Source organism: Alcaligenes faecalis (assembly GCF_002443155.1).
In the GTDB taxonomy this organism is placed as follows: domain Bacteria; phylum Pseudomonadota; class Gammaproteobacteria; order Burkholderiales; family Burkholderiaceae_B; genus Alcaligenes; species Alcaligenes faecalis.
The window spans coordinates 1,622,816-1,645,669 of the sequence record NZ_CP023667.1; the positions used below are offsets into that span (position 1 = coordinate 1,622,816).

Below are 22,854 nucleotides of genomic sequence, written 5' to 3' on the forward strand. Positions count from 1 at the left end.
GGCACAGCTCATCAAGAATGTTGAAGGGGGGCGGTTTTGGGGGAGCGCTGGCCGACGTGAATGAACAGATAGTTCAGGACAGCCGCCGTCAGCGCACCCATGGCAACGCCGTTGGACAAGAGCAAACGCAGTTGGGAGGGAAGTTGGTCGTAGATACCGGGAACGACGATGGGCAGCAAGCCGACTGCCAGGGCCGTGGCAACGACATACATGGCGGCGTGGCCACGCAGGTCTACCTTGCGCAACATGTCTATGCCCATGGTGCCCACGATGGCAAAGACCACCAGGCCGGTTGCTCCAATGACAGAGGCAGGGATGACGCTGATCAGGGCAGACAGGGGCGAGAACACGCCAAACAGAATCAGGAACAGTCCACCGACGGCGGTGACATAGCGGGAACGCACTTGGGTGGCGCGGATGATGCCGATGTTCTCGCCACTGGTAATGATCAGCGAGGTCCCGAAAATCCCGCCCAGCAAAGAAGCCAGCCCGTCGCCTCGGATCGTATTGGGGACTTGTGCCTGTTGCTCGGCCTCGTCTTCTTTGCCTAGGACTTCATTCAAGGCAATGGTCTGGCCAGTGGCTTCAACCATGGAAATCAAGGTGAACAGCAGCAGCGGCAAAGCGGCAATCAGATCAAAGTTGGGCGGGCCAAAGGGGAAAGGTGACGGCAGGGCCAGCAGTGGGCCGCTGCCCACGCCGCTCAAGCTGATGTCGCCCATCAAGGCAGCGGACAAGGCACCCACAATCAAGCCCAGCAAGATAGCCAGCTGGCGGCACATGCCCTTGAGCAGCCGGGCAAACAGCACGGTAGACACAATGGTGATCAGGGCCAGCAACAAATTGTCGGTATTGCCGAAATTGGCCGAGCCCGGTGTGCCGGCAATCAGCTTACCGGAGATTTGCGCCAGATTGATGGCAACCAGCAAGAGCATGATGCCGATCACCAGCGATGGGAAGTAACGCAAAAAGCGTTTGAAGATAGGGACGATCAGAAAGTACAGCAGGGCGGACAGAATCACCGCCCCGGAGGCCGTGGGCAGATCGGTTTGTTGCGCGATCAGAATGAACAGGATGATGGGTGCACCACCGGGCAGCATCACAAAAGGCAGTTTGGCGCCTATACCGGCCGGGCCGAAAGATTGGATCAAGGTGCCTATACCACAGACCAGAAAGGTGGCGCTGAGTAGTTGAGTGGTCAGGGCCGCATCAAAACCCAGGGCCTTGCTCATCAAGAACACAGCCGCGATGGGGGAGGCGGCCATGACCAGTACGTGTTGCAGCCCGAAGGCGATCATGCGCTGAGGGGAATACAGCTCATCCACTTGCGCAGTGGGGGTGTCTTTCATCAGTGTCTCCTGTGCTGCGTGGTCAGGCTTTCAAGAGCCTGCCGCAGTCCTTTGGTTTTTGTTGCGTTATGAGTAAAACGATTTGGTTGCGATTTTATAATCAACCAAAACGTTTTGGTAGTGTATTTATGCTTTTCTGAAAAGTCGATGTGGAAATCGAATAAGGATTATTTCGTTAGACTGAAATAGCCTGTTGGAGGCAGAGGAGGCAGAGGAGGCAGAGGAGGCAGAGGAGGCAGAGGAGGCAGAGGAGGCAGAGGAGGTAGTCACGCGACTGCTGGAAAGTGTCGACGGCAAGAATAGACGTCGGAAGGGTGCCCCGCATTTTTCGCCCCCCAGGCAGTCAGTCCCGACCGCCTAAAGGGCGTTTTTACGTAACAGGCTTTAATCCACGATGTAGAGCTTGGCACCCGTCTGGGTGGAGGAACGATGTGGCTCGGCATTGTCGGCCACATGGTAGGACTGTCCCGGCTCCAGGGTGAAGCGGCGTCCGTCTTCCAGCTCGGTATCCAGCTTGCCTTCCAGGCATAGCAACATATGGCCCTTTACACACCAGTGATCGGCCAGATAGCCGGGGCTGTATTCCACCATGCGTACCCGGATAGGGCCAAATTGCTGGGTGCGCCACAGGGCCATGCCTGTTTCGCCTTTATGTTCAGTGGGAGTGATGTCGGACCAGTTGACGGTGCAAAAGGGTAGGTTCTGAATATCCATGTTTGTGGCTCGTTTGAAGGGATGGGTTTCATAGTAGGCCTGTTTGGCCAACCTGGTTTGTCTCCTTACTATTTTTCCTTGATACAGGCGATTTCAATTTAGAAATTTACTGACGTCACAAATGCGCGGAGATCAGGAATACTCGCGTTCAACAGGGGCTCTTCATGGCACTTGTACTGATAAAAGGGGAAGCGCATGAGTCTGTCTCAATCATTCTTATCTGCACGGCACCGTGGTCGCTGGAGCATACTGGCCGCGGCGTTCTTGCTGTCTGCCTGCAGCAGTTTGCCTCAACAGTCGGCACAGCGTGAGGCAGTATCGACTGCAGCGCCGCAAACAGCCTCGACCTTGGGGACGCAGTGGGGGGAAGGGCGTGAGTCACGAGCCTATTCTGTCCAGGCTCAGCGCATCGAGCCGCAGCGCGATGAGCTGCAATTAGCCTATTCCGATGAGCGCAGCATTCGCCAGGCTTTGGGCCAAAATCTGGATGCCCAGCGCAGCATCTTGCTGGATCAAGGCAAGGTGGAGCTGTCTGTTCATGATGGACGCGACACACCTTTGACTATTTTCAGCAGCATTGGGCAGCGGAACTATCAATTGGCCGGCAAATCAGGCGAGCGTTACGTGCTGGTCTACACCAATCGCAGTTCCACGCCTTATGAAATCATCACGACAGTAGATGGCCTGGATGTCTTGTCGGGCAAAGCAGGTAGTCGTAGCCATAACGGCTATCTCTTGCAGGCTGGCGCTGTCTTGCGTATCGAAGGTTTTCGCAAGAGCGCGGATGAAGTGGCTGCCTTCCGTTTCTCAGGCAGGGACAAAGCGTATGCCGCGAACAGCTTGGCTGGCGATACCCGCAATATCGGTGTGATCGGTACGGTACTTTACGAAGTGCGCCCGGTGACTCCGGCTCAACCTGCCGTACAGTCGCCCAATCCTTTTCCTGCGGATAAGGGAAATGGCCAATACGCGCCACCGCCTCGTTACTAAGGCTTGAAGGGCCACTCATCAATATGGCGGTCAGGTTTTGCTGAGTGGCCAATAAACGTTAGCAATCAAGTCAGGGCTTTGAAGGGGAAAGTACGCGCTTGGAGCCCTGCTGTGACTCTGCTAAGGTGTGCCAGGATTAGCCATTTTGCAAGGACGTCCCGTGCCGCCAGAGTTGATCCATCCAGAGCATTTTGTCCACGTACGCATCATCATCGGCATGGTGCTGGGGATCAGTATTTCCAGGCTGATCGTAGGCGTCTCTGAATTCATCCAGCACCCCAAAGCCAAGCGTATCTATCCCATTCATCTGGGATGGGTGTTGTATCTGTTCCTGACGATTATTCATTTCTGGTGGTACGAGTTCAGTCTGGTGAAAGTGCAGGTCTGGTCCTTTCAGCTGTATTTTTTCCTGATTCTGTATACCTGTGTTTTTGCCATTATGGCGTCCTTGCTGTTTCCATCCAATATGGAGGAATACCGGGGGTTCGAAGATTATTTCCAGACCCGGCGGCGTTCGCTTTACGGCTTTTTTGTGCTGATTCAGCTCATGGATGTAATCGACACCGCCATTAAAGGGAAAGATTATTTCTTGAGTCTGGGTTTGGAGTATCCCGTGCAGCAGGCCGTGTTCATTGTCATGGGCTTGATTGCCATGGTGGTGCCCAGCAAGCCTTATCAGGCGGCCTTGGTGGTGTTGACGATCGTTTATAAAGGGCTGTGGATTTTCCGTCTGTACGACATTCTGAATTGAATCCGCCGGTCATTTTTCTGCTGCTGATCTGCCCTTGAAGGCATAAGGCCTGTCTGCTGTTGAGCCCCCTGCATTTGATTTTTACGAACCCGCCGTTCACCGCGCTCCAAGCCTGATCGTTCAGCTATAGGCTATAGGGCGGTCAAACATCCTCTTTAGCGGATCTGTCATTAAGGCTGGGCTAAAATCGCTTTTTCAGTTGTGTTCTTGGAGAGGGTATCGACATGAGTGGCTCCTTTACTTTTGTGGTGATGTTGGCGTTTTTGGCTGTGGTCGTGGTGATGGCTGGGGTCAAAGTCGTGCCTCAGGGCCAGCAATGGACGGTCGAGCGTTTTGGTCGCTATACCCGTACCCTGACGCCGGGCTTGTCCTTGCTGGTGCCTTTTATGGATCGCGTGGGCCGCAAGCTCAAAATGATGGAGTCCGTGCTGGATGTGCCCTCGCAAAATGTGATTTCCCGCGACAACGTGGCCGTGACAGCAGACGGTGTGGTGTTTTATCGCATCGACAATGCTGCCCAGGCGGCCTACGAAATTGATCACCTGGAAATGGCCATTGTGAACCTGACCACTACCAACCTGCGTTCGGTTCTGGGTTCGATGGAACTGGACCACATGCTGTCCAACCGCGAGGTCATTAACGATCGCCTGCTGGCGGCGGTGGATGCGGCCACCACGCCTTGGGGGGTAAAAGTTACCCGAGTGGAGATCCGTGATTTGAATATGGCGCCCGAGTTGCAGGAAGCCATGAACCTGCAAATGACGGCAGAGCGCCATCGTCGTGCTGCCGTGACCAAGGCCAGCGGCCAGAAAGAAGCCGAGGTGCTGCAAGCCGAAGGAGAGAAGCAAGCGGCCGTATTGCGTGCCGAGGGTGAAAAACAATCCGCTATCTTGCGTGCCGAAGCGCGTGAGCGTGAAGCCGAGGCTGAAGCCCGTGCAACCCGCGAAGTGTCCGAAGCCATCAAGAGCGGTGACGTGCAGGCCCTGCAGTACTTTGTGGGTTTGAAGTATGTGGAAGCCTTGCGAGATGTGGGCACGGGTCCTAACAGCAAGCTGGTGCTGATGCCTTTGGAAGCCAGCGGCATTACCGGTGCCGTGGCGGGTGTGACCGAGCTGCTCAAGACCACCGGCAGCAAGCTGGGACAAGGCTAAGCGGACAGCTGGAGGTGCTGATCTTGTCATTCATTTTTGATTCCTTCTGGTATTGGCTGGTGTCTGGCCTTGTGCTGATCGCTGCCGAGGTTGTCATCTCCGGCGTTTATCTGCTGTGGCTGGGCCTGGGAGCCCTGACGGTGGGCTTGTTTGCTGCCGCCTGGCCTGACGCGCCCAACTGGCTTCAGTGGCTGATTCTGGCTGTTGCCATGTTGGGGTGGGTGGTTGTCGGTGTGCGTTGGCAACGGCGCAGCCGGGCCAATCAGCCCGACATTCTGAATACCGGCTTGAGCGCCTATGTGGGTGCTCGTGCGCAGGTCAGTGAAAGCTTTGTGAATGGTCGTGGACGTATTCGGCTTAACGATAGTTATTACAGTGCCACAGCGACCCAAAATCTGGAGCAGGGCGCTGCGGTTGTGGTCTTGGCGGTGGAAGGCGCCGAAATGCGTGTTCAGGCTGTTGAGCAAGACAAATAGCAGGATGTAGAACAATGATGAACAATCGCTACGGCAAGCTGGCTTCTTTGGTGTATCACCTGGACAAGCCAGTAGGACGCTCTTTTGGGGATGTGGAGTACTACCTGGAGCGCTTGCACGGCACAAGCGGGCCGATTCTGGAGCCTGCAGTAGGCACAGGGCGCATTCTGATTCCCTTGCTGCAGGCGGGGCTGGATATCAGCGGCTTCGATCTGTCGCAGGAAATGCTGGATTATTGCCACCGTGAATTGGAACTGCGCTCTTTGACGACGCAGCTTCAACTGGCCGGTTTTACGGACTTCACAGCAGGCCGCCCCTTGGAGGCGATTGTGGTGCCAGCCGGCTCTTTCCAGTTGCTGGATTCGTTTGAGCAAGGCATGGCCGCGCTAAGCCGTTTTCATGCCAGCCTGAAGCCAGGTGGACGGCTGTTGCTGGATCTGGACCCGGTGGCGGCGATTTTGAGTGTGCATCCAGGCATGCGGACCTGGTCGGCCGCTCCGCATGGACTTATTACTCTCAATGCCACCGCCTTGGACAAGGACTATTGCGCTCAGGTAAGCTGTGAAATGCATCGCTACGAGTTGTGGGAGCATGGTGTCTTGCTGGAAACCCAGCTGGAACAATTCTCGCTGCGCTGGTGGGGTGTTCAGGAACTGCGCATGGCGCTGGAGCAAGTGGGTTTTGGCGAGATTGTTATCTCCGGCGGGTATCAGTACGGCAAGACACCGCAGGACACTGACGGAATTATTTCGTTTGAAGCGCGCAAGCTGTAAGACTGGGACTGGGACTGGGACTGGGCTTGGTGCCAGTCATCGTATTAGTGTGGTGGCTAAGGCGGAAACTGTACGCGATATGAGCAATGACATAGGTTCGTACATGGATACTGGTGCGGCAACAGCAACAGCAACAGCAACAGCAACAGCAACAGCAACAGCAACAGCAATTGCAGGATTGCAAGCTGCTGGACTGGGATCTGGGCGTCGGATTGTTTCAACCCTGTCCGCTTTGATGTTGGCGCTACTGCCTGTATTTGTCCCCGTCGCTCAAGGGCAAAGCCTGATACAGGATGAACAAGGCTGGGTGTACGTGAATGAAAAGGGCAAAGCCGTTCTGCGCCCTTTCATTTACGACAATGGCCCTGATTATTTTGAAGAAGGTCTGGCCCGTTTCGTCGCCAAGGGGAAGATGGGCTTTCACGACCAGTCACTGAAAATCTGGATTCCGGCCCGTTATGATTTCGCCTTTCCCTTTGTAGATGGTAAAGCCAAGGTCGGCATGGATTGCAAGCTCATTCCGCACGGCGAACACCGTTCGGTTCATTGCCAGCATTGGGAAAATATTTCCAATCCTTTGACAGCATCAAAAGATCGGCCCGAAAACTAGTCCGCACACAGTACACTGCAGTACAGAACTTATCCGGAGAACACGATGAAGAAATGGGGAATCCTGGGATTGGTCGGCGTCTTGTCTGCTTGTGCCAATCAGCCCTCGACACAACCACCCGTGGGTATTGCCAATCCGGCTTCGGCTTATTGCGTGGAGAAGGGCGGGCGTTTGGACATTGTAAATACACCGACAGGGCAGGTGGGCATGTGCACTTTGCCGGATGGCACGGTGATTGAAGAGTGGGAACTGATGCGCCGCGACCACCCTTCGGCAAAGTCCTGATGCCAGATAATAAAAGCCAGCTATTCGCTGGCTTTTATATTAGCGTTCGATACGGACTTCAAAGTAGGCTTCGGACTCGCCCAGATCACGAAAGCCGTCGCTCATGGCGCGCGTGGCGGCGGCAATCCATTTCTTGGCCAGGGCAATGTCCTCCCCGGACAATTCTGTCTCTGCTGTTTCTTCAGCCAGTTGCCACGCTCGATATGCCTGGACCACGGCCTCCGGGCCTTGCATGACTTTTTCTAAGCTGCGGCGAAAACGCTCCTCAGCCTCGCGGCGGCCGCGTTCGGTGATATCGGAAGGAGCGTCGTGCAAAGTGATGTTATAGGACATGATGCTTCTTTTTGCTGTATGGATAAACAGTAATTTAGCATGTCTTTTTATCTTGAGCCAGATTTTTGTGATGTCTGTTGCATCAACTATTAGCCGGCTTCTGTTGCATCCACAAACGGCTTGAACAGGCCTGCACTTTTGCTCGGCTTTACGCGGCTCACCCAGTCCTGATTTTCCACCATAGACTACGTGCTCCAGCCCGTGGGTATACTGCTGCAAGCAGATTCACGCTCTCTTTTTTCTTGGCCGAGGTTCAGGGTGCAGCTTGTAGCGATAGGCAGTATTACCGTTGATATTGTGGTCTCAGGCATGCCAGCCGAGCTGGCGCGTGGCGACAAGCAGGAAGTGGGCTCGATTGATTTGTACCCTGGTGGTGGTGCACTCAATGCCACAGCCAGTTTTATGGAGCAAGGTGAATCGGTACGACTTCTGGGGGCGCTGGGTCAGGATGGCCTGGGTGATCGTTTGCGCGCGCATATCGAGCAACTGGGTATTGATGTCAGCAGTGTGCAGACTTGCCCCGATCAACCCACAGGGAAAGCCATCGTTCTGGTAGAGCCATCCGGAAGTGCCTCGGTACTGGCCCGGCGCGGTGCAAATGCCTGCCTGCGTGTTCAGGCTCAAGACCTGCAAGCAGACCTGATTTATGTGGCCCCCTTGGCCTTGCAGCCTATGGAAAGTTTGGCGCAAGCCTTGGCGGAAAGAAGTGATACCTCGGCCTGCCTGGTGGTAAATCCCAGTGTGGCGTGTTTGCAGCATCAAGGTGAGGGATTCAAGCAGGTTTACGCACAAGCCGATGTGCTGGGCTTGAATGCGGTAGAGGCCCAGATGTTGGCAGGTGTTCAGGATGCCGATATTCAGCTGGAATTGTCGATTCAGGAAGCGTGCGAGCTGGCTGCGCGTCTGCAACATCACCCCCAACAAGCCTTGTTGATCACCCTGGGTGTGCAGGGGGCGGTGTTGGCTTTCAATGGGCAGCAGTATGCGGAACCAGCGTGCAAGGTGGCGGTGTGCTCAACGGTGGGGGCAGGGGATGCGTTTCTGTCCAGCTTTGCCCTAGCCTGGAAACGGGGCCTGGAGCCGTCAGACGCCTTGAAGCTGGCCAGCCAGGCCGCGGCGGCACGATTAGGGCAGTGGGCGGCCAATACTTTTCCGCCCATGTTCGGGCAAGATGCGGCGGAAGTCCTGACGTTGTAAATACAAAAAGCGCAGCAAAACAAATCGCAAGGGGGAGAGGATATGGCAGCCACTATCATTATTGTGGGCTTGTATCTGTTGGTGACGGTTCTGCTGGGTGTCACACTCTGTTATACCCGTCCCAGGACGTGGAAGCGCGATACGGCTTTATTAATGATTACTCCCCTGGCTGTCCCCGTGGTTTACGCCATTTTTACGATGTTCAATGGATAAGGGTTCCGGCACAAAACGCCTTTTCCTGGTCTTTTATTGCGTGTTATGAGCTTTTGCAAAGATTTCTGCCGTAAAGGTAAGCTCATGTAGCCCAATCCTAGTCTTTGTGTCGCCTCTGTGTCGGATCTTGACAATCGTTGACTTCATGTTCTGAAGGTGGCCCGTTACCATAGTCTCAAGCTTGTTGAGTTGGGACTTTGGGATGTACGCCATGATTAATGCCTCGAATCTGATTGATTATGTACCTATGGTATTAATGCTGGCTGGCTGCGGTATTTTGGGTTTTATTTTGTTGTCTTTCTGGCTGCATCGCTCTTGATCTACGCCCGGCCTTGTAGTGCTTTGCAATAAAGCACCTATATTTACGCTTGATTTCAGCGCCATCTTTTACCTGACGTGTTGCTTTTGCTGCACGCTTGCCTTCGCTCACTTCTCATATCAGACAAGTGTAGTAAGCTATTTCCACGATCTGTTTCGCGACCAGCGCTTGATGGTTTTTTCTACCTTGTGCTAACAGCAGACGCGGCCTGGGCAGTCTTCATCTCGAACGATTCGCCGGGCATCAGCAAACTTCAGGTCAAGGAGAAGGAAATCATGTTTTTCCGCTTAGTTTCTGCCTGCGCAGGCTCTTTGATGTTGACGGCATGCGCCAGCTCTACCCAAACGGCCACCAAACCCGCGGGGCAAGCCAATCTGGCCTCCACTTTTTGTCAGCGCATGGGTGGGCAAACCATTGTTCATGAAAGTGGACGTGGCGCCTATGGAACCTGTTTGATGAAAGATGGCTCGGAGTCCGAAGAATGGGCCTTTTATCGTAGCTGGTATCCCCGGATGGACTGAATTCTTTGCCAAATGTGGTTTTTGTGGCGATACAGCGCCGCGATAGCGGGCGAAGGTGATAAACTTATCCAATCAAATGTGTTATTTGGGAAGCAGAATCTTATGAACTCAACGCGAACTACCCGTCGGCAAATCTAGCCGTGGCCGCGTAGCGTTTCGTTTGCTTTCCAAGAACGTTCAATTCAAAAGCGCGGCTTTTTCAAGGCCGCGTTTTTTATTTCAGGAAGTGTTATGGTCCGAATCACACTGCCCGATGGCTCCCAGCGAGAGTTTCAGGGCCCGGTTTCCGTCAGCGAAGTGGCGAACTCGATTGGCACAGGCCTGGGCCGCGCCGCCCTGGCAGGCCGTGTCGGCACGCCCGGTACCGAGTCGCGTCTGGTGGATACCTCGTATGTGATCGACCAGGACAGCAATTTGGCCATCATCACCGCCAAAGACGCGGACGGTCTGGATTTGATCCGTCACTCTACTGCCCACTTGCTGGCTTACGCGGTCAAGAGTCTGTTCCCGGATGCCCAGGTCACCATTGGCCCGGTCATCGACAACGGCTTTTACTACGACTTTTCCTACAAGCGCGCCTTTACGCCCGAGGATCTGGAAGCCATTGAAAAGAAAATGGCAGAACTGGCCAAGAAAGACGAAGTGGTGACTCGTGAAGAGTGGCTGCGCGACGATGCGGTCGAGTTCTTCAAGAGCATTGGCGAGGACTACAAGGCAGAGATCATTGCCTCCATTCCTTCCAACGAGCCAATCAGCCTGTACCGTGAAGGGGACTTCATCGATTTGTGCCGTGGTCCTCACGTGCCATCCACCGGCAAGTTGAAAGTGTTCAAGCTGATGAAAGTGGCCGGCGCTTACTGGCGTGGCGACAGCAACAATGAAATGCTGCAACGCATTTACGGCACTGCCTGGGCGACCAAGGAAGATCAGCAAGCGTACCTGACCATGCTGGAAGAGGCCGAGCGCCGCGACCACCGCAAGCTGGGCCGTGAGCTGGATCTGTTCCACTTCCAGGAAGAGGCTCCCGGCCTGATTTTCTGGCACCCCAAAGGTTGGGTGATCTGGCAACAGGTCGAGCAATACATTCGCCGTGTCTATCAGGACAATGGCTACCAGGAAGTGAAAGCGCCACAAATTCTGGATTTGTCGCTGTGGAAGAAAACCGGCCACTGGGACAACTACGCTGAAAACATGTTCACGACCGAGTCGGAGAACCGTGTTTATGGCTTGAAGCCCATGAACTGCCCCGGCCACGTGCAAATCTTCAACTCCGGCCTGCATTCCTACCGTGAACTGCCTATTCGTTACGGCGAGTTCGGTCAGTGCCATCGCAACGAACCTTCGGGTGCCTTGCACGGCATGATGCGTGTGCGCGGCTTTACGCAAGACGACGGTCACATTTTCTGTACCGAAGATCAACTGCAAGACGAATGCGCTGCCTTTACGGCTCAGTTGCAAGCCGTGTATGCGGACTTCGGCTTTACCGAAATTCTGTACAAAGTGGCTACTCGCCCAGAAAAGCGTATCGGTGACGATGCTGTCTGGGACAAGGCTGAACAAGCCCTGATCGAAAGCTTGCGCCGTACCGGCTGCGAGTTCGAGATCTCGGAAGGCGAGGGCGCTTTCTATGGCCCGAAGATTGAATACACACTGAAAGATGCCATTGGTCGTCATTGGCAGTGCGGCACCATCCAGGTGGACTTCTCCATGCCGGCCCGTTTGGGTGCCGAGTATGTGGATGCTCAGGATCAACGTCGCGTGCCCGTGATGTTGCACCGTGCTATTTTGGGCTCCTTCGAGCGCTTTATCGGCATGCTGATTGAAAACCACGCCGGCGCCTTGCCTGCCTGGTTGGCGCCGGAGCACGTGGTGGTATGCTGCATTTCCGAAAGTTCAGCGGATTATGCCCAATCCGTGGCGCAAAACCTGAAGAAAATGGGATTCCGTGCCTCCTCTGATTTGCGTGGTGAAAAAATCACTCGTAAAATCCGTGAGCACAGTATGCAAAAAGTGCCCTATATTCTGGTCGTGGGCGAGAAAGAGCGTGAAAACGGCGCAGTTGCCGTACGTGCGCGTGGTGGCGTGGACTTGGGCGTCATGCCAGTAGCCGATTTTTCAGCACGATTGAAGCAAGAGATCGATAGCCGTCAGTAAAACAGGAACGCTATCGTTTTTATCGACATTTTTAGGAGTTTTCGACATCGCAACCGAGAAAAAACATCGCATCAATGGTGAAATTCGTATTCCAGAGGTGCGACTCATTGGAGTCGAGGGTGAGCAGCTAGGTATCGTCAAGGTGCCTGACGCCTTGGCTATGGCAGAACAGCATGATGTGGACCTGGTGGAAATCGCCCCTGCGGCTGTGCCACCGGTGTGCCGTTTGATGGATTACGGCAAATTCCGCTATCAGGAACAGAAGCGCCAACAAGAAGCCAAGGCCAAGCAGAAAATCATTCAGATCAAGGAAGTCAAATTCCGTCCCGGTACGGATGAAGGCGACTACCAGGTCAAGCTGCGTAATGTGAAGCGTTTCATCGATGATGGCGACAAGGTCAAAGTGACTTTGCGTTTCCGTGGTCGTGAAATGGCTCACCAGGAATTGGGGATGCGTGTGCTGGAACGGATTCGCGACGAAGTCAGCGAAATCTGTCAGGTTGAAGCCATGCCCAAGCTGGAAGGCCGTCAAATGGTCATGGTCTTGGCGCCTCGCAAGAAAGCGTCCTGATACTCTTGCACGATACTGCCTGGGTCCGCCCAGGAGCATTATGCGTCGCCCGATTCGCTCCCAAGTAGCGAGTCGGGCACAATCGCCTTTGCAGCCCGTCTGCAAAGGCGTTTTTCTCTAGGTGTGATATGCACGTTTTATTCATCATTGATCCCTTGCCCAGCCTGTCGGCTTACAAGGATTCCTCCGTTGCCATGATGCGTGCATTCCTGGCGCGTGGTCATCGCGTCAGCGTGACCTTGCAGTCTGATTTGTACATTTCCCAAAGCCGGGTTCGTACGCGCAGTCAGGCTGTCAGCATTGCCGCTGATGCTGATTTGCGTGCGCCGTCGTGGTGGACTTATCCCGAAGCTGCTACCGAGCAGGAATTGAATGTCTTTGACGCAGTCATCATGCGCAAGGACCCGCCCTTTGATATGGAATATTCCTATTCCACACACTTGCTCAGCTTTGCACAGGAGCAGGGGGCCAAGGTATTCAATTCGGGTGCGGCCATTCGCAATCACCCTGAAAAACTCGCTATTACCGAATTTCCGGAATTTACCCCTCCCACCTTGGTTACCCGTGACATGGCCCGCTTGCGTGCCTTTCACCAGGAACACAAGGATGTGATCGTCAAGCCGCTGGACGGCATGGGTGGCATGGGTATTTTCCGTCTGCAAGATCCCGAGCCCAATCTGGGCGCGATCCTGGAAACGTTGACGGCCAATGGGACGCAAACCATTATGGCGCAGCGCTACATCCCTGAAATCGTCAAGGGTGACAAGCGCATCCTGATTATTGACGGCGAACCTGTGCCTTATGCTTTGGCTCGTATTCCCTTGGCGGGCGAGACTCGCGGCAATCTGGCAGCCGGTGGTCGCGGGGTTGCCCAACCCTTGTCCGAACACGATTGGCATATTGCCCGTACCCTGGGCCCTGTGCTGGCCGCACGTGGCTTGCTGCTGATTGGTCTGGATGTGATTGGTGACTACGTTACCGAAATCAATGTGACCAGCCCAACTTGTTTCGTTGAAATTACTGAGCAGACAGGTTTTGACGTTGCACAGCGTTTTGCCGAGGCCGTCGAACAAGCGACGGGACGCGCGTGATACGCCTTGCCTTGATCATGCACGAGCCTCTGGCCAGTGCGTTTGCCAGCTGTGCCGAGCACGTCCTGGGCGAAAAGCCTGATCTGTTTGTCTTTGACATTCAGGCCGACGAATGCACGGATACGGCGGTGGACCGCTTGCTGGGGCAACTGCAAACGCAAGCGCCGGACTCGCCCGCCACACTGATACTGTGTGATCTTTACGGTGCCACGCCCTTTAACGTGGCCCGTCGAGTCCAGCAAGCTTTGCAAGATCAAGGGCAGGGCGCTTATTTATTGACCGGCACCAATATGTGCATGGTGTTGAAAGCCTTGACCGAGCGACGTGACAATCCTGAGCAGTTCGCTCAGGATGTCATGGCAGGCGCGTTGCGTGGCATTGTCCACGCCGACTGCCATTGCTAATTTGAATTTTCACTTTCATTTTTCCAGTTGCCCTTATGCCTAGCGTATCCATCACGATCAGTAATAAATTAGGTCTTCATGCACGGGCAGCAGCCAAGCTTACACAGTTGGCCGGCCGTTATAGCAGTGAGATTTTTATCGCGCGTGGCTCTCAGCGCGTGAATGCAAAAAGTATTATGGGTGTCATGATGCTGGCCGCCGGAATGGGGGTCACCGTGGTTGTGGACGCCCAGGGCGATGATGCCGATCAGGCCCTTAATGACATTCAGGCGTTGTTTGACGCCAAGTTTGGTGAAAACGAATAAGGAAGAAATCTGGTCATGAATAGTGCTGCAGCTCGAACCCCGGCCTCTGATTTGCCCGCGATGTTCACCGCTCAAGGCCAAGCAGTCGGTAAGGGGTATGCCATCGCCAAAGCCGTGGTGATGAGCGCAGCAGCACTGGAAGTTCCTCATTACCGGATTGCCGCCGAAGACGTCGATTCTGAAAGCCAGCGCTTGTTAAGTGCCATGGCTAGCACTCGCGACGAACTTCGAGCCATGGTTGATCAGTTGCCTGTGGATGCGCCACGCGAGCTGGCACCTATTTTGACGGTGCACAGCCTGCTGCTGGATGATCCCATGCTGACGCAGCAAACCTGTGCCATCATTGCCGAGCGTCACTACAACGCGGAGTGGGCTCTGACCTCGCAAGGTCAGATGCTGGTCGAGCAGTTCTCCCAAATGGAAGACGAATACCTGCGCGAGCGTGGCGCTGATGTGCGCCAGGTCATCGAGCGCGTATTGCGTGTTCTGGCCGGTAAGCCAGCATTGCTTCCCGGTTTTTCAGCAGCCCAGGAAGAGCCGCTGATCGTGGTGGCACGTGATATCTCCCCAGCAGATATGCTGCGCTTGCGCGGTGGTCATTTCGCCGGTTTTTTGACAGATTTGGGCGGGCCCACTTCGCACACGGCCATTGTGGCTCGCAGCTTGAGTGTTCCAGCCGTAGTGGGTTTGGGTAGCTTCCGCAGTCTGATTCGCGATGGCGATTTTCTGATCGTGGATGGCTTTTCAGGTGCGGTTATTGTTAATCCGTCCGAGCTGGTTCTGGCTGAATACCGGGAGCGTCAGGAAGCCTATCGTCGTGAGCGAGCCGAGCTGGAAGCCTTGCTGGATGCGCCTGCAGTGACACTGGATGGCATTAACGTTCGCCTGGAAGCCAATATCGAGCTTCCTGAAGAAGCTGAGCTGGCCTTGAAGGCGGGCGCCGACGGTATTGGCCTGTTTCGCAGCGAATTTCTCTTCATGGGGCGCACGGATCTGCCTTCCGAGCAGGAACAGTACGAAGCGTATTCCCGTGTGGTGAAGGCCATGAAAGGCAAGGTCGTCACTATCCGTACACTGGATATTGGCGCTGACAAAACACTGGATGGCGACGCAACGGTCGCTACCAATCCGGCGCTGGGCTTACGCGCAATTCGCTACTGTCTGGACAAGCCTGAAATGTTTGCCACACAGCTGCGTGCCTTGTTGCGCGCCAGTCAGCATGGGCAAATCCGTATTTTGATTCCCATGATCTCTTCCATGAACGAGGTCCATGCCAGTCGTCAGGCTATTGAGTCGGCAGCCCGGGAGCTGGAAAAATCGGGTACACCGTTTGCGCGCAATTATTTATTGGGTGCGATGGTGGAAGTGCCCGCTATCGCCATAGCCATCGAGCCCTTTGTGCAGGAACTGGATTTTCTGTCCATCGGCACCAATGATTTGATCCAGTACGTCCTGGCGGTAGATCGGGGTGATGCCGAGGTTGCCAGCCTGTACGACCCCATGCACCCGGCGGTCCTGCGTTTGATTGCACACACAATCAACGCGGCAGACCGGGCCGGCAAACCCGTGGCGATCTGTGGGGAAATGGCAGGGGATGCCTCGGTCACTCGCATGTTGCTGGGGCTGGGCCTGAAAGAATTCTCCATGCATCCGCAGCAATTGCTGGATGTGAAAAAGGAAGTGCGTCTATCGCATTCCAATGCCTTGCGCGTAAAGGTTGCCAGTGCCTTGAACCGGGCCGAGCGCATCGATCTGGCCACATTAGCTGCCTAAGTGGTTGAAAATAGTCAATTTAATTTGGCAAATTTGTAACAAACCCCGGCTGTAAACCTATGAGGGATTCCATTTGTAACAACGCACCTGAACCGGGCTTCCCGCTAGGTGCTTGTTGTTAAAGGGTTTGTCATGAAGCTTGAGCTATATCGTCAGAATAATTGAAATCAGGATTTACACTAATAGATTGGTCTGCGTGCCCAGCACCGATAGAATGGCTTTTAGGGGAGTTGTAACAGACCCAAGGCCGAGCCGGAAGTCGCACCAGGCATCGGCCCATTCTATCTAGCGACCTTGGAATAGTAGGAAGGAAATCTTATGAAACTGACTCGTGCTCATTTTGCTGTCATGGCCGCTGCTGCTTCGATGACTCTTTTGGCTGCGTGTTCCAAAGAGGACGATAAAGCCGCTACGAGCGCGCCACCTGCTCCTGTCGCTGCTCCACAATCGACAGCACCTGCCACTCCACCCGCACCTGAGGCTGACAAGGCCCTGGAGCAAAAAACGGAAGAACTGAAGCAGGACGCCGCTAAAGTTGCTGACGACGTCAAAAAAGAAGCAGAGGAACAGAAAGAAAACGCCAAGGAAAATACCAATTCCTTGAAGGAAGATGCCAAGGCTGCCGGCGACAAAGTCTCTGAAAAAGCAGGTGAAGCCAAGGACGCTGTGGCCAATGCGGCCAGCCGTACTGGTGATGCCATTAAAGATGGTGCAGCCAAAGCGGACAAAGCCATCCAGGACAAGCTGGGTAATGGTGTAGATTCCTCGCCATCTTCGGTTCCTTCTGAGCAATCCAAACCTTGAGGTTTGAATAATTCGGCTGATTGTCTGGCCAGATGCAAAAAGCGGGTGCCTTTGGCACCCGCTTTTTCTATACTGCTGGTAGTGTCAATATTTTCAGGAGAGGACCATGATTAATCGTAGCGAGTGGCTGGAAGATTTGCAAAAAAACGTCTCGGAGCTGATCGCCAAAAGTCCGGCTGCCGATATTGAGCGCAATGTAAAAGCCTTTATGGGCCAGGCCTTCAACCGTATGGACCTGGTCACCCGTGAAGAGTTTGATACCTACAAGCTGATGCTGGAACGCGCACTGGCTCGTGTGGCGGCTCTGGAAACACGTTTGCAAGCCCTGGAAGGGCGTCAAACTCCTGTTCCTCAAGATGGCGATACTTCTGCTCAAGAGGGCAGCCAAGGCTGATCACTTCATTTGAATACGGTCGCCAGGCCTGGGGGCACACAATCGGCCAGCCCCTTTTTCATTGCTGTTTTTCTTGTCTTGACTGGGGTGTGCGCCGCACTGCATGTGTGGAAGGTACCCCCGGCTTTGCCTTTTATGCAGCGGGAATTAGGCATGGACCTGGTGCAATCCGGGTTCCTGCTGGCCAGCGTACAGATGGCTGGCATGTTGCTGGGCTTATGCATAGGCCTGATTTCCGAGAAAATCGGCCTGCGCCGCTGTATCTTGATCGGGCTGGGTATATTGAGCCTAGCCTCGCTGATTGGCTCCGTGTTTGAGCACAGTTCTCTGGTTTTACTGGGCCGCATGATAGAAGGCTGTGGCTTTCTGATGGTGGTGCTGCCCATTCCGGCCTTGATCAAGCGTATTACTGATGCGGCGCGGTTGAGCCGAGTCATGGGCTTGTGGGGCTGTTACATGCCTGCCGGGGCAGTCTTGATGCTGTGGGCTGGCGCTGCCTGGTTGGCAGTTGGTTCCTGGCGTACCTTGTGGGTGGTTCTGGGCATATTGACGGTCATTTTCATGGTCCTGACCTTTCTGCTGGTGCCGCCAGACTCTCAGACTCAAACCAGAAGTGCAGCACAGCATGCCTCCGCTCATCGCTGGTCCAGTCTGCTGCGCACCACTTTAAGTTCCGGCCGGGTTTGGTTGCTGGCCTTGGCCTTCGGTGTGTATGCCGCACAGTGGGCGGCGGTCGTCGGTTTTATGCCCACTATTTATAACCAGGCAGAGATAGCAGTCGGCACCGCCGGTTTGCTGACGGCCCTGATTGCGGCCGGGAATGTCGTGGGAAATCTGGGCGCAGGGCGTTGTCTGCATGCGGGTATTCCGCCCCATAGGCTGCTGCAAGCAGGCTATTTGGGTATGATCGCGTGTGCCATCGTTGCGTTCGGGCTGACACAAAGTTTGGTGGTTCAGTTTGTCGCCATCCTGCTGTTTTCGATTGTGGGTGGCTTAATTCCCGCTACTTTGTTCTTCCTGGCAGTCACGGCAGCACCCTCGCCAGAGACCACCTCAACCTCGGTGGGCTGGGTGCAACAATGTTCTTCATTGGGACAGTTTGTAGGGCCGCCTGTTGTGGCATCGGTTGTACATGTTTTGGGCGGATGGCAGTGGGCCTGGATCGCGACAGTTGGTTTTGCTGTTTTGGGCTTGATCATTGCCTGGTGCTTGTCTCGATTGGTTCTGCCAAATGGCCGTTAAACGTTGCTCTGATCGGAGCCGGATCGTCTGAATCAGATCATGAAGGAGCCAGCTCGATAATGCTGGCTCTGTTTTTTTTGAGGGGAAAGCAGCAAGATGCTCGTCAGTAATGTCCAGGTCACAAGAGATAAGGTGGTCGATTTTTTGGCCGCCTCGCATGAGTCTTTGAATTTCGAGAACTGCAACTTTGATGATGAGGATCTGTCGGGTCTGGAACTGGACGGTGTGCAGTTTTCGGGCTGTAGCTTTTTGAATACCCGCTTTGCACGGGCGCATCTGCAAGACACAGTCTGGCAACGCTGCAAGCTGGGGCAAGTGGATTTCAGCCTGGCTGATTTAAGCTCGGCACGCTTTCGGGTTTGTGATCTGCACTTGAGCAAGTGGGTGCGTGCCCAGATTGCCTCCTTGCAGATCGAGGACTCCAAACTAAGTGGGGCCATCTTCAACGAAACCCGCGGTCTGGATTTGAGTCTGCGTGAATGCAAGCTGGTCGGTGCCACCTTGCGCGCGATTAACTTTCGTAAACAAAATCTGGTGCAACTGGATTTCTCCGATGCCGACTTGGGTGGCTGCAATTTTCAGGATGCCGTATTTGAAGGCGGCAGTTTGAGGGGCGCCAGCTTGAGAGGGGTGAGCTTCAAGGGAGCAGACCTTCGCAGTGTGGAACTGGGCAGCATCACCTTGTACGACTTGAATAACTCTTTCCAAGGCGCATGTTTGTCCGTAGAACAGGCCGTCCAGCTGGTCAGCTCCATGGGCGTGCAGGTTCAGTAAGACCTGCGTGCCGTACAAATACGCAGTGATGTTTTAAGGCAGATATCTGGAGCTTCTTTTTCCTGACAGGCAGACTGAATGTTTGCCTTGGAAAGGGAGAAGGGCATATGTCCTTGGCCGTTTTAAATAGCTGCGCTTTGTCGGGCCTGGATTTTATCGACGTGCGTGTCGAGGCGCATGTCGCTCCAGGATTACCCGCCTTCCATATTGTTGGTTTGCCCGATGCCGGTATTCGCGAAAGCCGGGAGCGCATACGGGCCGCCTTGCAAGCCAGTGGTTTTGACTTCCCTGCAGCCCGACTGACCATCAATCTGGCGCCTGCTGATTTGCCCAAGGATTCGGGGCGCTTTGATTTGCCCGTGGCTTTGGCAATCTTGCTGGCCAGCGGCCAACTCAGTCGTCCAGACGACAAGCAGCGTGAGCAGGCTATTACAGGCCTGGATCGTTATGTCATGGCCGGGGAGTTGTCGTTGACCGGAGCAGTGGTTCCGGTTCAAAGCGCCTTGACGATAGCCTTGGGCATGGCGCGTCGGCATCCGGAACTTTGTTTGCTTTTGCCCGCGCAGAGTGCAGAAATTGCCGCTCATGTTCCTGATCTGCAGGTCTGCGGGGTTGCCAGTCTGGCCGAGGCGGCGGGGTATCTGCGAGGGGACAAGGAACTGGAACCTGCGCTTGCCAAGCCTTGGTCAGAGCCGAATGAGGTTCAACAGCTTTGTTTGTCGGACGTGCAGGGACAAGCTTTGGCGTGTCGTGCCTTGGAAGTCGCTGCGGCTGGAGGGCATAGCCTTTTGTTGAATGGCTCCCCGGGTGTAGGTAAAACCATGCTCGCTCAACGCCTGCCGGGTTTATTGCCTGATCTGGATCGGTACGCTCAGCTGGAAGTGGCCGCCTTGTATTCCTTTGTGCAAGAGCAGGACTTTTTCAGCAGGCGACCGCCTTTTCGCGCCCCGCATCATAGTGTGTCGACTCCTGCCTTGATTGGCGGGGGAAGCCGCCCAAGGCCAGGGGAGGTTTCGCTGGCGCATCATGGAGTGCTGTTTCTGGATGAGCTGCCCGAGTTCAGCCGGCGCTCTCTGGAGGCCTTGCGAGAGCCTCTGGAGCAGGGCTGCGTACATATTTCTCGTGCGCAGAAGCAAGCAGTCTTCCCGGCACAATTTCAATTTGTGGCTGCCATGAATCCATGTCCCTGTGGCTGGGCGGCAAGTCGCCATCGGGCGTGTCGATGTTCTCCTGCTCAAAGAGAGCTGTATCGGCAGCGCCTATCTGGGCCGATGCTGGACAGAATTGATCTTTTGGTGACCTTAAGCGAGTCCGATCCGGAACGTGATCAGGCCGCTCAGGCATCCAGCCAGGTCAGGTTGCGGGTACAGGAGGCGATCGAGAGGCAGTTGGCACGCCAGACGGTACGTAACGCTCGTCTATCGGTAGCGAGTTTGAAGGAGTATGGGCGTTTGTCTGCGGAGGCCTTGCAACTGCTGGCCAGTGCACGCAAACGCTGGCATTGGTCTGAGCGCGTGCAGGGTAGAGTCTTGCGGGTGGCGCGGACAATTGCGGATCTGGCCGGAGTAGATCAGATTGCCAGACCGCATATTGCCGAAGCATTGCAGTTCAGGCCTGAGTTGCCGTGAATCCGAGCCAACAGGAAGGCGGACGTCGCCAGGTGTGGCAGGATCGGACAAGCTAAGGGCCGACAGGCGCCATGACGCCGACACACATCGGGCCGAGGGCTCCGTTTCTTGTTTTCCTTGATGGCCTGCCAACAACGGTTCAACTGCAAAAAATCCCTTTGATATCTGGACAATCCTTCAAGAATCGCCCTATAATCAAGAGCTTTTCCCCTGTTTGGATCTGTTCTGGCGGCGGGCAAAGAAAAAAATAAGTGCCTGTTTTGGGTCATACAAGTGTCAGCCAGCTTCCTAGGCGACCACCCGCAGACACAAATTAGTCGAGTAATTTCATGCCTAAAATGAAAACCAAAAAAAGCGCTTCCAAGCGCTTTGTGGTTCGTGGTAGCGGTTCCATCAAGCGGGGCCAAGCGTTCAAGCGTCACATTCTGACCAAGAAGACGACCAAGAACAAACGTCAGTTGCGCGGTGCCGTCGAGGTTCATAAAGCCGACGTCGCTTCCGTAAAAGCAATGATGCCTTTCGCTTGATTAGGGAGAATCGAACATGTCACGAGTAAAACGCGGTGTTAACGCACGCGCACGCCACAAGAAAGTAATTGCCCAGGCCAAAGGTTTTCGCGGCCGTCGCGGTAATGTATTCCGTATAGCCAAACAGGCTGTCATGAAGGCAGGTCAGTACGCCTACCGTGACCGCCGTAACAAGAAACGCGTATTCCGCTCGCTGTGGATTACCCGTATCAACGCAGCTTGCCGCGAACTGGATATGAGCTACAGCCAGTTTATCGCCGGCCTGAACAAAGCCTCCATCGCTTTGGACCGTAAGGTTCTGGCTGACTTGGCTGTTAAAGACAAGGCAGGTTTTGCTGCTGTTGTTGCACAGGCTAAGAACGCTCTGGCTGCTTAAGCGGTATCTGACTGTATAGTTCACAAACGGGGCCTTTGGGGCTCCGTTTGTTTTTGGAAAGTAACACGCCATGACTTCCTCTCACGACGATCTGATTGCCCAGGCTCGGGCCTTATTTGAGCAGTCTCAGGACGCCGCCTCGCTGGAAAACGCTAAAGCTCGATTTTTGGGTAAACAAGGTGCCATCACTGCCTTGATGAAAGGCCTTGCCCAGATGGAGCCGGAGCAGAAAAAAGCAGCAGGTGCCAGCATCAATGTGCTCAAGCGCGAAATTGAAGATCTGCTGAACGATCGTCGTGCTGCCCTGGCGGCAGAACAATTGAACCAGCGACTGGCTCAAGAACAGATTGATGTGACTTTGCCCGGCCGTGGTCGTGGCACCGGCGGCATTCACCCGGTGATCCAGACCTGGCAGCGTGTCGAAGCCATTTTCCGCTCTATCGGTTTCGATGTGGCTGACGGCCCCGAAATCGAAAATGACTGGACAAATTTTACCGCTCTGAATAATCCGGAGAATCACCCCGCTCGTTCGATGCAAGACACGTTCTATATCGATATGAACGACGAGCAAGGTTTGCCCTATTTGCTGCGCACGCACACTAGCCCCATGCAGGTGCGTTACGCCCGCATGAATCAGGCACCTATCAAGGTTATTGCCCCCGGCCGCACCTATCGTGTCGATAGTGATGCCACCCACTCGCCCATGTTCCACCAGGTGGAAGGGCTGTGGATTGCCGAGGATATTTCCTTTGCCGATCTGAAAGGCGTTTACACGAACTTTTTGCGTGCCTTCTTTGAAAGCGACGATCTGGTCGTACGCTTTCGACCTTCTTTCTTCCCCTTTACCGAACCATCCGCCGAGATTGACATGATGTTCTCCTCCGGTCCCAACAAGGGCCGTTGGCTGGAAATCTCCGGTTCCGGGCAGGTTCACCCGCAAGTGGTGCGCAATTTCGGTTTGGACCCAGAGCGTTACATCGGTTTCGCCTTCGGTTCCGGACTGGAGCGCCTGACTATGTTGCGCTATGGTGTTAACGATTTGCGCCAGTTCTTTGAAGGCGATCTGCGCTTTCTGAAGCAGTTCAATCGTTGATTCCTACTTCGCGCCGCTGGGCTTCTTAGGCCCGGT

28 protein-coding genes are annotated in these 22,854 nt (G+C 54.7%); 24 read left to right on the forward strand and 4 right to left on the reverse strand.

The window, feature by feature from the left end:
* Positions 1 to 11: 11 nt before the first annotated feature.
* On the reverse strand, positions 12 to 1,349 hold the full coding sequence (locus CPY64_RS07575) for a uracil-xanthine permease family protein (protein ID WP_042480313.1): 1,338 nt from the start codon (positions 1,347 to 1,349) through the stop codon (positions 12 to 14).
* A gap of 384 nt (positions 1,350 to 1,733) precedes the next feature.
* On the reverse strand, positions 1,734 to 2,063 hold the full coding sequence (locus CPY64_RS07580) for a DHCW motif cupin fold protein (RefSeq protein ID WP_042482096.1): 330 nt from the start codon (positions 2,061 to 2,063) through the stop codon (positions 1,734 to 1,736).
* Positions 2,064 to 2,258: 195 nt separating this feature from the next.
* Between CPY64_RS07580 and CPY64_RS07585 the strand changes: the two genes are divergently transcribed.
* The 7 genes from CPY64_RS07585 (at position 2,259) to CPY64_RS07615 (ending at position 7,099) form a co-directional block, all read left to right on the forward strand.
* The gene (locus CPY64_RS07585) at positions 2,259 to 3,053 is read left to right on the forward strand and encodes a hypothetical protein (protein WP_042480316.1); all 795 of its coding nucleotides are present in this window, start codon (positions 2,259 to 2,261) and stop codon (positions 3,051 to 3,053) included.
* A gap of 145 nt (positions 3,054 to 3,198) precedes the next feature.
* Positions 3,199 to 3,804 carry a hypothetical protein gene (locus CPY64_RS07590; RefSeq protein WP_052362853.1) on the forward strand — a complete coding sequence of 202 codons (606 nt, stop codon included), beginning with the start codon at positions 3,199 to 3,201 and terminating at the stop codon, positions 3,802 to 3,804.
* Positions 3,805 to 4,028: 224 nt separating this feature from the next.
* On the forward strand, positions 4,029 to 4,955 hold the full coding sequence (locus tag CPY64_RS07595; protein WP_009454414.1) for an SPFH domain-containing protein: 927 nt from the start codon (positions 4,029 to 4,031) through the stop codon (positions 4,953 to 4,955).
* A gap of 14 nt (positions 4,956 to 4,969) precedes the next feature.
* Positions 4,970 to 5,431 (forward strand): NfeD family protein, encoded by a 462-nt coding sequence (locus CPY64_RS07600; protein ID WP_042480320.1) that lies wholly within the window; start codon positions 4,970 to 4,972, stop codon positions 5,429 to 5,431.
* 14 nt (positions 5,432 to 5,445) lie between these two features.
* The gene (locus CPY64_RS07605; protein WP_080723676.1) at positions 5,446 to 6,204 is read left to right on the forward strand and encodes a class I SAM-dependent methyltransferase; all 759 of its coding nucleotides are present in this window, start codon (positions 5,446 to 5,448) and stop codon (positions 6,202 to 6,204) included.
* A 79-nt stretch (positions 6,205 to 6,283) separates the two neighbouring features.
* The gene (locus CPY64_RS07610; protein WP_226791350.1) at positions 6,284 to 6,814 is read left to right on the forward strand and encodes a WG repeat-containing protein; all 531 of its coding nucleotides are present in this window, start codon (positions 6,284 to 6,286) and stop codon (positions 6,812 to 6,814) included.
* Positions 6,815 to 6,859: 45 nt separating this feature from the next.
* Positions 6,860 to 7,099, forward strand: a complete 240-nt coding sequence (locus CPY64_RS07615; RefSeq protein WP_042480323.1) for a putative hemolysin — start codon at positions 6,860 to 6,862, stop codon at positions 7,097 to 7,099.
* Positions 7,100 to 7,138: 39 nt separating this feature from the next.
* Here the strand turns inward: CPY64_RS07615 and CPY64_RS07620 are convergent, their stop codons facing one another.
* The gene (locus CPY64_RS07620; RefSeq protein WP_042480326.1) at positions 7,139 to 7,432 is read right to left on the reverse strand and encodes a hypothetical protein; all 294 of its coding nucleotides are present in this window, start codon (positions 7,430 to 7,432) and stop codon (positions 7,139 to 7,141) included.
* A 258-nt stretch (positions 7,433 to 7,690) separates the two neighbouring features.
* Between CPY64_RS07620 and CPY64_RS07625 the strand changes: the two genes are divergently transcribed.
* Together CPY64_RS07625 and CPY64_RS18980 are read left to right on the forward strand one after the other, a co-directional pair.
* The gene (locus tag CPY64_RS07625; RefSeq protein WP_157766848.1) at positions 7,691 to 8,629 is read left to right on the forward strand and encodes a carbohydrate kinase family protein; all 939 of its coding nucleotides are present in this window, start codon (positions 7,691 to 7,693) and stop codon (positions 8,627 to 8,629) included.
* A 42-nt stretch (positions 8,630 to 8,671) separates the two neighbouring features.
* Positions 8,672 to 8,842: a hypothetical protein gene (locus CPY64_RS18980; RefSeq protein ID WP_155274652.1), complete on the forward strand. Its 171-nt coding sequence runs from the start codon at positions 8,672 to 8,674 to the stop codon at positions 8,840 to 8,842.
* A 253-nt stretch (positions 8,843 to 9,095) separates the two neighbouring features.
* On the opposite strand, the gene CPY64_RS18985 is transcribed toward CPY64_RS18980, so the two are convergent.
* The gene (locus CPY64_RS18985) at positions 9,096 to 9,272 is read right to left on the reverse strand and encodes a hypothetical protein (protein WP_155274653.1); all 177 of its coding nucleotides are present in this window, start codon (positions 9,270 to 9,272) and stop codon (positions 9,096 to 9,098) included.
* Positions 9,273 to 9,436: 164 nt separating this feature from the next.
* On the opposite strand from CPY64_RS18985, the gene CPY64_RS07635 reads away from it, so the two are divergent.
* From CPY64_RS07635 to pheS, 15 genes are all read left to right on the forward strand, one after another.
* Positions 9,437 to 9,682, forward strand: coding sequence for a putative hemolysin (locus CPY64_RS07635; RefSeq protein WP_042480338.1), 246 nt, complete (start codon positions 9,437 to 9,439; stop codon positions 9,680 to 9,682).
* Positions 9,683 to 9,913: 231 nt separating this feature from the next.
* A complete protein-coding gene (gene thrS / locus CPY64_RS07640; protein ID WP_042480340.1) occupies positions 9,914 to 11,836 on the forward strand; it encodes a threonine--tRNA ligase in 1,923 nt (640 codons plus the stop codon).
* 46 nt (positions 11,837 to 11,882) lie between these two features.
* Positions 11,883 to 12,407, forward strand: a complete 525-nt coding sequence (infC, locus tag CPY64_RS07645; protein ID WP_080584954.1) for a translation initiation factor IF-3 — start codon at positions 11,883 to 11,885, stop codon at positions 12,405 to 12,407.
* Positions 12,408 to 12,535: 128 nt separating this feature from the next.
* Complete coding sequence (gshB, locus tag CPY64_RS07650; RefSeq protein ID WP_042480343.1) at positions 12,536 to 13,498, forward strand: glutathione synthase; 963 nt, start codon at positions 12,536 to 12,538, stop codon at positions 13,496 to 13,498.
* On the forward strand, positions 13,495 to 13,902 hold the full coding sequence (locus CPY64_RS07655; RefSeq protein WP_009454402.1) for a PTS sugar transporter subunit IIA: 408 nt from the start codon (positions 13,495 to 13,497) through the stop codon (positions 13,900 to 13,902). The genes gshB and CPY64_RS07655 overlap by 4 nt, the downstream gene beginning before the upstream one ends.
* Positions 13,903 to 13,937: 35 nt before the next feature.
* Positions 13,938 to 14,207 carry an HPr family phosphocarrier protein gene (locus tag CPY64_RS07660; protein WP_003800381.1) on the forward strand — a complete coding sequence of 90 codons (270 nt, stop codon included), beginning with the start codon at positions 13,938 to 13,940 and terminating at the stop codon, positions 14,205 to 14,207.
* Positions 14,208 to 14,267: 60 nt separating this feature from the next.
* Entirely contained in the window at positions 14,268 to 15,980 is a 1,713-nt protein-coding gene (gene ptsP / locus CPY64_RS07665; RefSeq protein ID WP_171902903.1) for a phosphoenolpyruvate--protein phosphotransferase, read from the forward strand.
* A 318-nt stretch (positions 15,981 to 16,298) separates the two neighbouring features.
* Complete coding sequence (locus CPY64_RS07670; RefSeq protein ID WP_042480348.1) at positions 16,299 to 16,784, forward strand: hypothetical protein; 486 nt, start codon at positions 16,299 to 16,301, stop codon at positions 16,782 to 16,784.
* A gap of 106 nt (positions 16,785 to 16,890) precedes the next feature.
* Positions 16,891 to 17,178 carry an accessory factor UbiK family protein gene (locus tag CPY64_RS07675; protein ID WP_009454398.1) on the forward strand — a complete coding sequence of 96 codons (288 nt, stop codon included), beginning with the start codon at positions 16,891 to 16,893 and terminating at the stop codon, positions 17,176 to 17,178.
* An 87-nt stretch (positions 17,179 to 17,265) separates the two neighbouring features.
* Positions 17,266 to 18,420 (forward strand): MFS transporter, encoded by a 1,155-nt coding sequence (locus CPY64_RS07680; protein ID WP_226348893.1) that lies wholly within the window; start codon positions 17,266 to 17,268, stop codon positions 18,418 to 18,420.
* Positions 18,421 to 18,552: 132 nt separating this feature from the next.
* Positions 18,553 to 19,194 carry a pentapeptide repeat-containing protein gene (locus CPY64_RS07685; protein ID WP_226791351.1) on the forward strand — a complete coding sequence of 214 codons (642 nt, stop codon included), beginning with the start codon at positions 18,553 to 18,555 and terminating at the stop codon, positions 19,192 to 19,194.
* 107 nt (positions 19,195 to 19,301) lie between these two features.
* On the forward strand, positions 19,302 to 20,822 hold the full coding sequence (locus CPY64_RS07690; RefSeq protein ID WP_042480357.1) for a YifB family Mg chelatase-like AAA ATPase: 1,521 nt from the start codon (positions 19,302 to 19,304) through the stop codon (positions 20,820 to 20,822).
* 329 nt (positions 20,823 to 21,151) lie between these two features.
* Positions 21,152 to 21,349, forward strand: a complete 198-nt coding sequence (gene rpmI, locus CPY64_RS07695; protein ID WP_003800367.1) for a 50S ribosomal protein L35 — start codon at positions 21,152 to 21,154, stop codon at positions 21,347 to 21,349.
* Positions 21,350 to 21,365: 16 nt separating this feature from the next.
* Positions 21,366 to 21,725: a 50S ribosomal protein L20 gene (gene rplT, locus CPY64_RS07700; RefSeq protein WP_009454390.1), complete on the forward strand. Its 360-nt coding sequence runs from the start codon at positions 21,366 to 21,368 to the stop codon at positions 21,723 to 21,725.
* A 70-nt stretch (positions 21,726 to 21,795) separates the two neighbouring features.
* Positions 21,796 to 22,818 carry a phenylalanine--tRNA ligase subunit alpha gene (pheS, locus tag CPY64_RS07705; protein WP_003800363.1) on the forward strand — a complete coding sequence of 341 codons (1,023 nt, stop codon included), beginning with the start codon at positions 21,796 to 21,798 and terminating at the stop codon, positions 22,816 to 22,818.
* Positions 22,819 to 22,854 lie beyond the last annotated feature (36 nt).

Excerpts from the sequence above, each read along its gene's own strand:
- CPY64_RS07580 (WP_042482096.1), bottom strand. The coding sequence starts at position 2,063 with ATGGATATTCAGAACCTACCCTTTTGCACCGTCAACTGGTCCGACATC.
- CPY64_RS07610 (WP_226791350.1), top strand. The coding sequence starts at position 6,284 with ATGAGCAATGACATAGGTTCGTACATGGATACTGGTGCGGCAACAGCA.
- CPY64_RS18980 (WP_155274652.1), top strand. The coding sequence starts at position 8,672 with ATGGCAGCCACTATCATTATTGTGGGCTTGTATCTGTTGGTGACGGTT.
- CPY64_RS07675 (WP_009454398.1), top strand. The coding sequence starts at position 16,891 with ATGATTAATCGTAGCGAGTGGCTGGAAGATTTGCAAAAAAACGTCTCG.
- ptsP (WP_171902903.1), top strand. The coding sequence starts at position 14,268 with ATGTTCACCGCTCAAGGCCAAGCAGTCGGTAAGGGGTATGCCATCGCC.
- CPY64_RS07690 (WP_042480357.1), top strand. The coding sequence starts at position 19,302 with ATGTCCTTGGCCGTTTTAAATAGCTGCGCTTTGTCGGGCCTGGATTTT.
- CPY64_RS07660 (WP_003800381.1), top strand. The coding sequence starts at position 13,938 with ATGCCTAGCGTATCCATCACGATCAGTAATAAATTAGGTCTTCATGCA.
- thrS (WP_042480340.1), top strand. The coding sequence starts at position 9,914 with ATGGTCCGAATCACACTGCCCGATGGCTCCCAGCGAGAGTTTCAGGGC.
- CPY64_RS07605 (WP_080723676.1), top strand. The coding sequence starts at position 5,446 with ATGATGAACAATCGCTACGGCAAGCTGGCTTCTTTGGTGTATCACCTG.
- CPY64_RS07615 (WP_042480323.1), top strand. The coding sequence starts at position 6,860 with ATGAAGAAATGGGGAATCCTGGGATTGGTCGGCGTCTTGTCTGCTTGT.
- rplT (WP_009454390.1), top strand. The coding sequence starts at position 21,366 with ATGTCACGAGTAAAACGCGGTGTTAACGCACGCGCACGCCACAAGAAA.
- CPY64_RS07620 (WP_042480326.1), bottom strand. The coding sequence starts at position 7,432 with ATGTCCTATAACATCACTTTGCACGACGCTCCTTCCGATATCACCGAA.
- CPY64_RS07575 (WP_042480313.1), bottom strand. The coding sequence starts at position 1,349 with ATGAAAGACACCCCCACTGCGCAAGTGGATGAGCTGTATTCCCCTCAG.
- pheS (WP_003800363.1), top strand. The coding sequence starts at position 21,796 with ATGACTTCCTCTCACGACGATCTGATTGCCCAGGCTCGGGCCTTATTT.
- gshB (WP_042480343.1), top strand. The coding sequence starts at position 12,536 with ATGCACGTTTTATTCATCATTGATCCCTTGCCCAGCCTGTCGGCTTAC.
- rpmI (WP_003800367.1), top strand. The coding sequence starts at position 21,152 with ATGCCTAAAATGAAAACCAAAAAAAGCGCTTCCAAGCGCTTTGTGGTT.
- CPY64_RS07635 (WP_042480338.1), top strand. The coding sequence starts at position 9,437 with ATGTTTTTCCGCTTAGTTTCTGCCTGCGCAGGCTCTTTGATGTTGACG.
- CPY64_RS07595 (WP_009454414.1), top strand. The coding sequence starts at position 4,029 with ATGAGTGGCTCCTTTACTTTTGTGGTGATGTTGGCGTTTTTGGCTGTG.
- CPY64_RS07585 (WP_042480316.1), top strand. The coding sequence starts at position 2,259 with ATGAGTCTGTCTCAATCATTCTTATCTGCACGGCACCGTGGTCGCTGG.
- CPY64_RS07670 (WP_042480348.1), top strand. The coding sequence starts at position 16,299 with ATGAAACTGACTCGTGCTCATTTTGCTGTCATGGCCGCTGCTGCTTCG.